Here is a 10801-nt window from a genome sequence, read left to right as displayed (position 1 = left end):
TCTTTCTGCGCGCGCAGGGGGAACTTCTGGCGCTTTTGTACAAGTGGTTCTTTACACCGGGCGAACTGCTGCGCTATACGGTGCGGTATCTGATGATGGGAGGGTCGGAGACAAAAGAGGAGCTATTGGCACAGCTTTCTGCCTATGGACAGGCATTTTTTGCGAGGCAGGAATTTGCTGATGAGGTTGAACAGCGTCTCTGTTTGCGTCTCTTGCGGGAGGTCGAGCGGCGCGCCGTAACTATTCCCGAACCGTCCGGCAACGCCTTCCACCGCTATGAGGAGGAGATCAAGGAGCTGGCGCATCGCCGCAGGCTTCCATACAGTTTTTATTTTGAAGAGATCCTCATGCGCAAGTACGAGCTGCGGCACATTTGCAAAACGCTTTCTTATGCCAAACGCATCGCTGCACGAATGCGGAACGCCGCGCAAAAGGCTGCATTGCGCAGGGAAATTGCAGCCTTAGAAAAGGAAAGTATAGCCCTCAAACGCCTCCTCGCCCGCCTCGCCGAGCGCTATGCTGTAAGGCATGAAGAAAAGAAGAAATCATGAAAACACTTCACGTTTTTTGGCGAAATATTGCTTTTGCGATCAAAGTTTGGTATAATAGAGAAAAAGCACAACGCAAGAAAATTGTATAGGAGATAATTTATGTTACAGGAAGGAATGCAGGCACCGGCGTTTACGCTCGCGGATAAAGACGGAAAGATAGTTTCGCTGTCCGATTTTCGCGGTAAAAAGGTGGTTTTATACTTTTATCCGAAGGACAATACGCCCGGATGCACGCGGCAGGCATGTGCTTTTGCGGCCGCTTACAGCGAATTTGAAAAGAAAAACGCCGTCGTCATCGGTATCAGCAAAGACAGCGTTTCTTCGCACGAAAAATTTGCGGAAAAGTATAATTTGCCTTTTGTCTTGCTTTCCGATCCCGAATTACAGGCAATTCAGGCGTACGGCGTATGGCAGGAGAAAAAACTGTACGGAAAGACAAGCATGGGTGTTGTCCGCACAACTTTTATCATTGACGAGCAGGGTAAAATTTTGAAAGTTATGCCCAAAGTTAAGCCGGACACTAACGCGGCAGAGGTGTTGATGCTGTTATGATTTAAGCGGTTCGTTTTTAAAATATCTTTTAATATCTTTTGTTGAAAGAAAAAGGAGTAAAATGAATACAATTTCTCTTCCGCCCTATGCCCCTGTGCTGATGGAGTCTACTCGTGCGATAGGTTATTCTATTGAAGCAGCAATAGCAGATCTTATTGACAACAGTATAGTCGCTAAGGCTTCCAGTGTAGATATTGACTTTTTCCCTATTGGAGAAGCGTACATCTCTATCTTTGATAACGGCTGTGGAATGGACAAAGATACTCTTATTAATGCAATGAAATACGGTAGCCGTAATTCACTTGAGGTAAGAGATGAGAATGATCTGGGCCGATATGGACTTGGCTTAAAAATGGCATCAATGTCTCAATGCCGTATTCTTACAGTTATAAGCAAACAGAATGGGAAAACGAACGGGTGTCAATGGAATTTAGATTATATTGCAAACGAAAGCAAAGACTGGTCTCTGATTCTTCTTGATGAGAAAATTTTAGAGCAATTTCCTAATTACGAAAAAATTAAAAAAGCAGAGCATGGTACCCTTGTAATCTGGCAGAATTTAGATAGATTGGCCGTAGGAGAAATTCAGATTGAAAAAGCGTTCAGAGATAAAATGGCTATCATTCGAGAACATTTATCTCTTGTTTTTCATCGATATATCAGCGGAGAAAGCGGTCTGATAAAACTTAATATAAGAATGAATGATCTAAGCATTGAACCAATCGACCCGTTTCTTACTAAAAAAAGCACCCAATTAATGGATGAAGAAATTATTGTTGTCAGAGGGAAAAAAGTCAAGGTAAAACCTTTTATTTTACCTCATACATCAAAACTTACTAAAGCAGAATTGATTCAGCTGGGAGGCAAAGACGGACTAAGGAAACTGCAAGGATTTTATGTATATCGCAATAAAAGGTTATTGATTTGGGGAACATGGTTTAGATTGATGAGGCAAGGTGATTTGACAAAGTTATCTCGCGTTCAAGTAGATATTCCCAATTCGCTGGATGATCTTTGGACATTAGACATAAAAAAATCAACTGCCACTCCACCAGAAGAGGTAAGAAATAACTTAAAGACAATTATAAATAAAATTGCAGAAGGAAGCAGACGCACATGGACATTTCGAGGCAAAAAAGAAATTTCAGATAAAATGGTACATGTGTGGAATAGAAAAATAACCAGAGACGGGAACGTTTTTTATGAAGTAAATAATGAACATCCGATGGTGGTCGATTTTATAAATCGATACCCGCAATCGGAAAAATATTTGACAAACATTCTAAAACAAATTGCACTTTCATTGCCGTTAAATCAGTTGTATATTGACCTAACGGAAGATGAAAAAATATCCAACGACAGTGATGCGAATGCAAAAAATATAATCGACTTACTAAAATCCATTTTATCGTCGATCCCAGATGTTGACCGAAAATCTTATCTGGAAACATTAAAATCAATAGAACCGTTTTGCAATTTTGCTGAAGAAATTGACAAAGCTATCAAAAAGGGGGAAATACAATGACTCAAAACGCTGAAATGATTTATGGACAAATTTATGCGGCAATAAACACCAAATTTAAGGAAGACATCCCTTCTGTTGATGATATTGAGGCCGAAGCAATTAAAATTAAAGAGTTGTTTGCTTCTATATACCCAATTTCAGATGAAGAATTTAATCAAATTAAACGAAAATTAAATGCAGAAATCTACCATAAGATAGGTGAAGCCATCACCATAAGAGGGGCAGATTCAAACCATAAACCCTGGTATTTTACTCATACAAACGATGGATTCTATTGGGAAAGATATAAAAGATATCTGCGTGATAAGAAGCATTGGAGCAGAAATATCATTGATCGGCTACACAAAACAACGAATGAAATTATGGATGATTTGGGCGATCCGAACAGCACAGAGCCTTTTCAGCGAAGAGGCCTTTTGTTGGGAGATGTTCAGTCAGGTAAAACTTCTACATACACGGCAATCTGTAACAAAGCAGCAGATGCTAACTATAAAGTAATAATTATTCTAGCCGGTATGATGGAAAATTTGCGAATTCAAACGCAGGAACGACTTGATGCAGAATTTGTAGGCAATGAAAGCAAATTCATACTCGATAAAAAAGCTGATAGCATTATGAAAAATGTTCCTGTCGGTGTCGGCAGAATAGTTGCGAACAAAGAAAAAGCTGATAAACCTATTGCATGTTTTACTTCAAGCGTAACAGATTTCAATAAAAATACATTAAAAGCCTTAAGATTAAGCCTTGATAATCTAAAAGGAGTGGCTCTTTTTGTTGTCAAAAAAAATAAAAGTGTTTTAAATAATTTGCTTTCTTGGCTTACAAGTACTTTTCAAGATAAGCTGATTGAATATCCTCTCCTGCTTATAGACGATGAAGCTGATAATGCTTCTGTAAATACTAATTCGGAGGAGAAAGACCCTACTGCAATCAACAAAGCAATCCGAAGTATCTTAAATTGCTTTAAGCAAGCATCTTATTTGGGAATTACGGCAACTCCATTCGCAAATATATTTATTGATCCGGACGTAGAATTTAACGATGCCAAAGACCTCTTTCCTCGGCATTTTATTACAGTTTTGCCTTCTCCGGATTTATATATCGGAGCAGATAAAATTTTCGGAAACGGCAATGCTGACGACTGGGATATTGATGGGGATAAATCACGCACTGAGGGGGAGTTTAATTCCTCTCTTATCCCTATTATGAATGAAGAGCAAAAAGATTTTTTTGTTTTTAAACATAAAAAAGATTTAGCAGATTCCTTAAGCGATTTACCGCCTAGTTTATACGAGGCAATAAATTATTTTATTTTAGTAAATGCAATAACTGATTATAGAAATGACACAAAAGAACATCGCTCTATGCTCATTAATGTCAGTATGTACACAGACGTGCATATTGTTATTGCTGATTTTGTTGAAACGTACGTCGCGGATCTGTGCAGAGATATAGAAGACTATGCACAGAAACCGATAGAAAAAATCATGCAACTTAATTCATTTAAAAAGCTATTTGAAACATGGCAGAAATACCATTTAGAAGAAATCTCAACATTGTCCTGGGATACTTTAGTTAAAGAATTTCTTTTTAATTCTATTCGCAGAATTGAGGTTCGCGCGGTTAATCAAAAGACAGGGGCTAAATCATTAGACTACACTAAATATAAAGATATCGGTCTTAGAGTCATAGCCGTAGGTGGCAACAGCCTTTCCAGAGGATTAACTCTCGAAGGCCTTTGCGTCAGCTATTTTTATAGAAATACGATGATGTATGATACCCTTTTGCAGATGGGCAGATGGTTTGGTTATCGACCTAATTACAGTGATCTTTTCAAAATTTGGATGGGCGAAGACGCGATTGATTGGTATGGTTATATTACAGATGCAATCAACGAGCTTAAAGACGAATTGATTGCCATGAAAAATCAAGGCATGACGCCGGAAGATTTCGGACTTAAAGTCCGGAGGGCACCGGGAGCGCTTTTGGTTACTGCAAGAACAAAAATGCGTTCTGCAACGGCAATAAAACAGCCAATTACAGTATCCGGAAGATTAATAGAAACTCCGCGTTTAAGATATAGTTTGGAAGCATTAAACGCAAATGAAAAACTTTGCAGAGATTTTATAAAAGAGTTGCCTGTACCATACAAATATGATCCAGATACAAAAGCATTTATTTGGAAAAATGTTCCCAAAGAAATGGTTCAACAATTGGTTTTAAATTTTACTACACATCCATGGAACTTAAACTTCCAATCTAAAGCATTGGCAGACTATATCGGTACTAATACGAGATATCCTTTTTGGGATATTGCTATACCGGAAGGAAGTTCTGAAAGTTGCTCTGAACTTATCTTATCTGACGGAACAACTATAAACCCTTATCATGAAAGCAGAATTATTGAAAAAGATATTTCGGCAAAAGATATGCTGAAAGTCTCGGGGCATCACGTGCGCATCGGAGCCGGCGGATGTACTAAAATCGGCCTTGAAAAAGAAGAAATAACCAAACTTCGCAATCAAGCAAAAGCGGCAGGACAAAAAATCAATGATTCTACGTATCTCGTTGAAGAAAGGAATCCCCTTGCGATAATTCATCTTTTAGAGAATTCTGCTGAAGGTGACTTATCTTTACCTATGCCGATTTTTGCATTAGGTCTTGGTTTCCCTAAAGGGCAAGAAACAAGAGTGGCAAATTATATGGTCAACATTACAGAGCTTAAAAATTATGTTGATGAAGATGATTTGGAGTATGAGGATGATGATATCGTTTCCTGAGTTACAAGAGAGATGGAACAAAATTACTAACACTGATGAAAACTATATTCTTGTATCCGGTGATCATACGCTGTCGTTTCATATAGGTTATAACAATCTTAAACAACGAAGTTTCGTTGTCTATAATACCGGAAAAATTGATGATGTCCCAAATTCTAAATCTATATCTGCAAAATGTATTAATACAGATTCAGGAATATATTCTTTACAATTCTCATTGCAATATCCTCCACTCAGCGAGATGTTCACGTTGCTATGTTGGGATTTAATGGATAACTCTGATCTTGAAATCGGAGCTATAAATGCCTTAATTGAAAGATATAAGAAATGGCAGAAACTTTTACAGAAAGCCTCAGTATCATTGTTATCTAATAATGAAATCAAAGGACTGATCGGGGAACTTCTTTTCCTGTCTCAATATATAGAATTATATGGTGAAGAAAAATCTATTTTAGGTTGGCTTGGCCCAGATGGTGCTGATCAAGATTATATTTTTCCTGATTGCTGGTTCGAAATAAAAACTGCTACAATTTCTGCAAATGAGGTGGGGATTTCATCTTTACAACAGCTTGAAAGAACAGACAATGGGCGTTTAGTGGTGTATTTTATGGATAAAACATCACCTAATGATCCCGCGGCTTGTTCATTAGCTTCGGTTATAAGTGAAATTGACACAAAGTTAAAATCCCAAAAGATGCGTGATAAATTTTGGTGCAAGTTAGCGCAAAAAGGATGTTTAAAATATCAAATAGAAAGATATTTTGAACCAAAATACCGCATCTCGGAAAGTAGAATTTATAACGTTGCTATTACCTTCCCTCGTTTATCACGAGCCAATGTTCCTCCTGAAGTTACAACGGTAAAGTATTCACTTTCACTTGCTGCAATTGAAAAATATAGGATTCAGAGAAAATAGATTATGGATGTAAACGAGTTTAGAAAGGATTTATTGGAAGAAGTTAAAGCTACCGCTGCAACAGAAGGCGGCGGATCTAGTTTTGCTTTTGTTCAAACTATAGCAAATTATTTAGTGGAAGCGCAATATCTTCCGGATTTTTCTTATGCATTTTATAATGGCATAGGAAAAAATAATAGAAAAATTAGAGTCGACGGGTACGTTTATGATGAGTTTGATCAAACGATGAATTTAATTATTGCAGATTATACTGGGGATATCAAACGAGATACATTGACAAAAACTACAGCAATTCAATTTTTTGACCGTGTACAATTTTTTTTGGAAGAGGCTCTCAGTGGCAGACTGGTAAAAGATATTGAAATAAGTTCAGCTGCGGCCGATTTAGTTGAGCTTTTAAATTTTAAGAAATCCGAGATCAGAAAATACAAAATTTTTCTTTTTACGGATGGCTTTATGAGCGATCGAATAAATAATATTGAATCGACCGCTTATGACAATGTAATAATTGATAGACAAATTTGGGATATTGAACGTATTTATAAAAATTTTACTAATACGGAAAGCGATACTATTGAAGTCGATTTTTTAAAGTTTACACATGGCGTAGGTATTCCTTGTCTAGAAGCAAGTGTTGCAAATAGTGAAAATTATAAAAGCTATCTTTGTATAATTCCCGGAAATTCATTAGCAGATATTTATGATGAGTTTGACAGCCATCTTCTGGAAGGAAATGTAAGAAGCTTTTTATCGACTAAAGTTGCTGTAAATAAAAAAATAAGGGAAACTATATTAAAATCGCCCCAAAACTTCTTTGCCTATAATAATGGTATTTCCGCCACTGCAATTGACTTAAAAGTTGAAGACAGAGATGAAGGCAAATTCATTACATATGCCAAAGATTTTCAAATAATCAATGGGGGACAGACCACAGCTTCATTATCGAATGCAAGACGTAAGGATAAAGCCTCTTTAGATTCTATTTTTGTTCAAATGAAGCTGACTCTTGTTGAGGCGGATTCGGAAAAATCTACAGAATTAGTCAGAAATATTTCACGCTCGTCAAATAGTCAAAATAAAGTCAGCGACGTCGATTTCTTTTCTACACATCCTTTTCATGTTAGAATGGAACAGATATCCAGACGGTTATATGCTCCTTCTAAAGGAGGGGCTCAATTTGAAACAAAATGGTTTTATGAAAGAGCGAAAGGACAATGGTTGCAAGCGCAAATGCGCATGACAAAAGCACAAAAAGAAAAGTTTGTAACTCAGCATCCAAAAAAACAGCTTATTACAAAAACGGATCTTGCGAAAATCAGAAATACATGGGAGGGTTTACCACATGCAGTAAGTAAAGGCGCCCAAACAAACTTTTTAAAATTTGCTGAAAGCGTAGATGAGCAGTGGAATAAAAATGATGAGATTTTTAATGAGAAATATTTTAAAGAATCTGTTGCATTAATGATTTTATTCAAATATACTGAGTGGCTTGTTTCTCGTCAAGAATGGTTTGAACAAGGCTATAGAGCTAATATTGTTACATATGCTTTAGCGTTATTCCATAAATTAATTGTAGAACAGTTTCCGAAATATGATTTGGACTTAATGATAATATGGAATCGTCAAGATGTACCTGATGTCATTATCAGCGAATTGTTAAAAATTACAAAATTTGTATTTGAAAAAATAACAGATCCTAAGCGGCCTACTATAAACGTTACACAGTGGTGTAAGCGTGATGGATGCTGGCAGCAAATTCAGCAATGCGCTCTAATGCTTGACAAATCTATAGAAAAATTGCTAATATCAGATACAGATCAGAAAACTGCTGCTAAAGAAGCCAAAAAAGATCAAAAATTTGTATCAGGTATTGAAGCAATTACAAATGTTTGCCAAGTATCCCCTGATGTATGGCAGGCAATATATGATTTTGCTATAGAAAAAAACCTTTGTACACCTGAAATGCTAAAGGCATTAAAGGTTGCCGTTAAAATACCAACTTGGATTCCAACAGAGAAGCAAGCAAGTTTATGCTTAAAAATTAAAGAAATTGCGGAATCAGAAGGATTTAAAAAATAAATATGTTCACAGTGATTGATTTATTTGCCGGAGCTGGCGGATTAAGCTTAGGGTTCCAGCAAGAAGGTGATTTTAAGATTATTGGTGTAATTGAAAACAATAAAAATGCACTTACCACATATATGAAAAATCACGACAATAAAACTATTAAAGTTGATACAGATATCAGGGAAATCGATTTTTATGAATATGGAGAAAAAATTGGCAAGGTAGATGTGATTATTGGCGGGCCGCCCTGCCAGGGATTTTCTAATGCAAATAGGCAAAAGACAAAGTTTATCAGTATGAATAATTCATTGGTAAAAAGATATGCCGATGCTATTCTTGCCTTAAAGCCTAAGGCTTTTGTAATGGAAAATGTTGCAATGCTTGCCTCAGAGGTACACAAATTTTTTGACTCTCGTATCGACCATGATAATGTTATCAAAATAGGTGTTGATATGAAGGCAGAGAATTATGTCATTATGAATCATAATCCTGACGGCATGGATATGATTAACTTATTATCTTCAGAAGAAGGTGTAAAAAAATATAGTCTTGATGATGAGACGTTTAATTTAATTAAATTAGTTAATCGATATAAGAATAAAACAGAAAAAATCTCTAAATATTTTAGTAAGTATTCAAGAATTATAATTTCTAACTTAGAATCATATAGAAATAAGATAGATAATAATCCTATCGGAGAAATTGTTTCGAGATATGTTGACACCTTGCTCAATATATACAGAAATCAGTCCTTGGGGCCGGATAGTTTATACACTATTAATACTTTTATAGAATTTATTCGTGCTACTAGTCTTATGACTGAGTTATACGATAATGATGTTATATTTGAATTAGAGAATGAATCTAATGGCAAAATAACGGCAAAAATTAATACTTATACTGTATTTGATTACATTACCAAGAGATTGAAGAGTCAATATATAATAGATTACAAAATACTTAATGCTTATGATTATGGCGCACCGCAGGAACGTCGTAGATTTATTATGATTGGGGTAAGGCATGATTATAAGCCGAATGCAAAGATTTTATTTCCCATATCAGCAGAAGGAAAAAAACATACAGTACGTGATGCGATAGCTGATTTAGAGGAGATTGAACCTTCCAAGTCGGTTGCTGATCCACCTATCGAAAGGCGAGAATTTTCAAACAATGAGTTTACAAAAGCATTGCAGGATGGGCAGAGCAATATTTATAATCATGTAAATACGGATACACGCGATGTAGCTCTTGAAAGGTTTAAGAATATTCCGCAAGGTAAAAATTTTCATAGTTTGAGTCCTGAATTAAAGATGAATACCTATTCTGACCCGTCTCGTACACAGAATACCATATATTTACGGTTGCCATACGATGAAGCATGCGGGACTGTCGTTAATGTCAGAAAATCAATGTGGATTCATCCAGTTAAAGATAGAGCAATAAGTATTAGAGAGGCTGCACGGTTGCAGACATTTCCGGATAGCTATATTTTTTATGGCTCTAAGGATTCTCAATATCAGCAAATAGGTAATGCTGTCCCCCCTATTTTAGCAAGAGCGATCGCACATCAAATAAAGATTATAATAGGAGTATAATATGGCAAGATTAAATGTTATGGCGATAGAGAAAATTGAGAAATCGAGAAATAGTATCCAAGAAGAAGCTGCTGCTACATATTCAACTTTTATTAAAGATGATGAAAAATATCTTCAGATTGATATGTATGGAAGTTGTGAACGAGTTTTTACAGAAAAAGTTAGTCAAGTAATTCAGCTAGATAAGAAAAATGCAGAGAGTCTAATTGCTTTGCTAAAAAAAGAATTTAATATAACTTAATTTATTCGTTATGGATAATCATACCCAAGAACAACGACATTATAATATGTCACGAATTAAATATAAGGATACAAAACCCGAGGAACTGGTTCGAAAATATTTATTTTCACATGGCTTTAGGTTTAGAAAAAACGATAAAAGATATCCGGGACATCCTGATATTGTTTTACCAAAATACAGAACAATAATTTTTGTTAATGGTTGTTTTTGGCATATGCATGAGTGTAAAAATTTTGTTTTACCAGCATCGAATGTCGAATATTGGGTTACCAAGCTGCAACACAATAAATTAAGAGATAATATTAATATACAGAAATTACGGTCAGCTGGTTGGAAAGTTATAATAATTTGGGAATGTGAATTAAAAAGTAAAGAGGATCGAGAACTGAAAATGCAAGAAGTCATACACGAGATAGAGTCAGGCCTTTAAACGGGTAAATTTTAAAGTATGATTTCAGGATGTCAAGTCCCTGGAGTATGATACATAGAAAAAAATGTACGGTAGTCAATCATATATCAAAGAGATGTGAGATAAAAATAACTATTCCAAAAAATAGATAGTTAAAAGGCG

Annotated in this window: 9 protein-coding genes; all 9 read left to right on the top strand. The window is 35.9% G+C overall.

What is annotated here, in order from left to right:
* On the top strand, positions 1-551 hold a 551-nt coding region (locus Q0093_RS14210), incomplete at its 5' end, for a hypothetical protein (RefSeq protein WP_297931772.1).
* Between the two features lie 99 nt (positions 552-650).
* On the top strand, positions 651-1103 hold the full coding sequence (gene bcp / locus Q0093_RS14205; RefSeq protein WP_297931769.1) for a thioredoxin-dependent thiol peroxidase: 453 nt from the start codon (positions 651-653) through the stop codon (positions 1101-1103).
* 61 nt (positions 1104-1164) lie between these two features.
* On the top strand, positions 1165-2628 hold the full coding sequence (locus Q0093_RS14200; protein WP_297931766.1) for an ATP-binding protein: 1464 nt from the start codon (positions 1165-1167) through the stop codon (positions 2626-2628).
* Entirely contained in the window at positions 2625-5408 is a 2784-nt protein-coding gene (locus Q0093_RS14195; RefSeq protein ID WP_297931764.1) for a Z1 domain-containing protein, read from the top strand. The genes Q0093_RS14200 and Q0093_RS14195 overlap by 4 nt, the downstream gene beginning before the upstream one ends.
* Complete coding sequence (locus tag Q0093_RS14190) at positions 5365-6324, top strand: PD-(D/E)XK motif protein (protein ID WP_297931761.1); 960 nt, start codon at positions 5365-5367, stop codon at positions 6322-6324. Before Q0093_RS14195 ends, Q0093_RS14190 begins: the two co-directional genes overlap by 44 nt.
* A gap of 3 nt (positions 6325-6327) precedes the next feature.
* Entirely contained in the window at positions 6328-8403 is a 2076-nt protein-coding gene (locus tag Q0093_RS14185; protein WP_297931758.1) for an AIPR family protein, read from the top strand.
* A gap of 2 nt (positions 8404-8405) precedes the next feature.
* Positions 8406-9989: a DNA cytosine methyltransferase gene (locus Q0093_RS14180; RefSeq protein ID WP_297931756.1), complete on the top strand. Its 1584-nt coding sequence runs from the start codon at positions 8406-8408 to the stop codon at positions 9987-9989.
* Between the two features lies 1 nt (position 9990).
* The gene (locus tag Q0093_RS14175) at positions 9991-10230 is read left to right on the top strand and encodes a hypothetical protein (protein WP_297931754.1); all 240 of its coding nucleotides are present in this window, start codon (positions 9991-9993) and stop codon (positions 10228-10230) included.
* 10 nt (positions 10231-10240) lie between these two features.
* Positions 10241-10660: a very short patch repair endonuclease gene (locus Q0093_RS14170; RefSeq protein WP_297931752.1), complete on the top strand. Its 420-nt coding sequence runs from the start codon at positions 10241-10243 to the stop codon at positions 10658-10660.
* The last annotated feature ends 141 nt before the right edge of the window (positions 10661-10801 follow it).

The sequence above is a fragment of the uncultured Coprobacter sp. genome (genome assembly GCF_947855755.1).
Lineage (GTDB): Bacteria > Bacteroidota > Bacteroidia > Bacteroidales > Coprobacteraceae > Coprobacter.
Note: the sequence above shows the minus strand (reverse complement) of the source record. Positions and strands in the feature narration are given on the sequence as shown.

What these genes read in the sequence shown, in the direction of transcription:
- Q0093_RS14185 (WP_297931758.1), top strand. Translation starts at nt 6,328, where the DNA reads ATGGATGTAAACGAGTTTAGAAAGGATTTATTGGAAGAAGTTAAAGCT.
- Q0093_RS14175 (WP_297931754.1), top strand. Translation starts at nt 9,991, where the DNA reads ATGGCAAGATTAAATGTTATGGCGATAGAGAAAATTGAGAAATCGAGA.
- Q0093_RS14190 (WP_297931761.1), top strand. Translation starts at nt 5,365, where the DNA reads ATGAAGATGATTTGGAGTATGAGGATGATGATATCGTTTCCTGAGTTA.
- Q0093_RS14195 (WP_297931764.1), top strand. Translation starts at nt 2,625, where the DNA reads ATGACTCAAAACGCTGAAATGATTTATGGACAAATTTATGCGGCAATA.
- bcp (WP_297931769.1), top strand. Translation starts at nt 651, where the DNA reads ATGTTACAGGAAGGAATGCAGGCACCGGCGTTTACGCTCGCGGATAAA.
- Q0093_RS14170 (WP_297931752.1), top strand. Translation starts at nt 10,241, where the DNA reads ATGGATAATCATACCCAAGAACAACGACATTATAATATGTCACGAATT.
- Q0093_RS14180 (WP_297931756.1), top strand. Translation starts at nt 8,406, where the DNA reads ATGTTCACAGTGATTGATTTATTTGCCGGAGCTGGCGGATTAAGCTTA.
- Q0093_RS14200 (WP_297931766.1), top strand. Translation starts at nt 1,165, where the DNA reads ATGAATACAATTTCTCTTCCGCCCTATGCCCCTGTGCTGATGGAGTCT.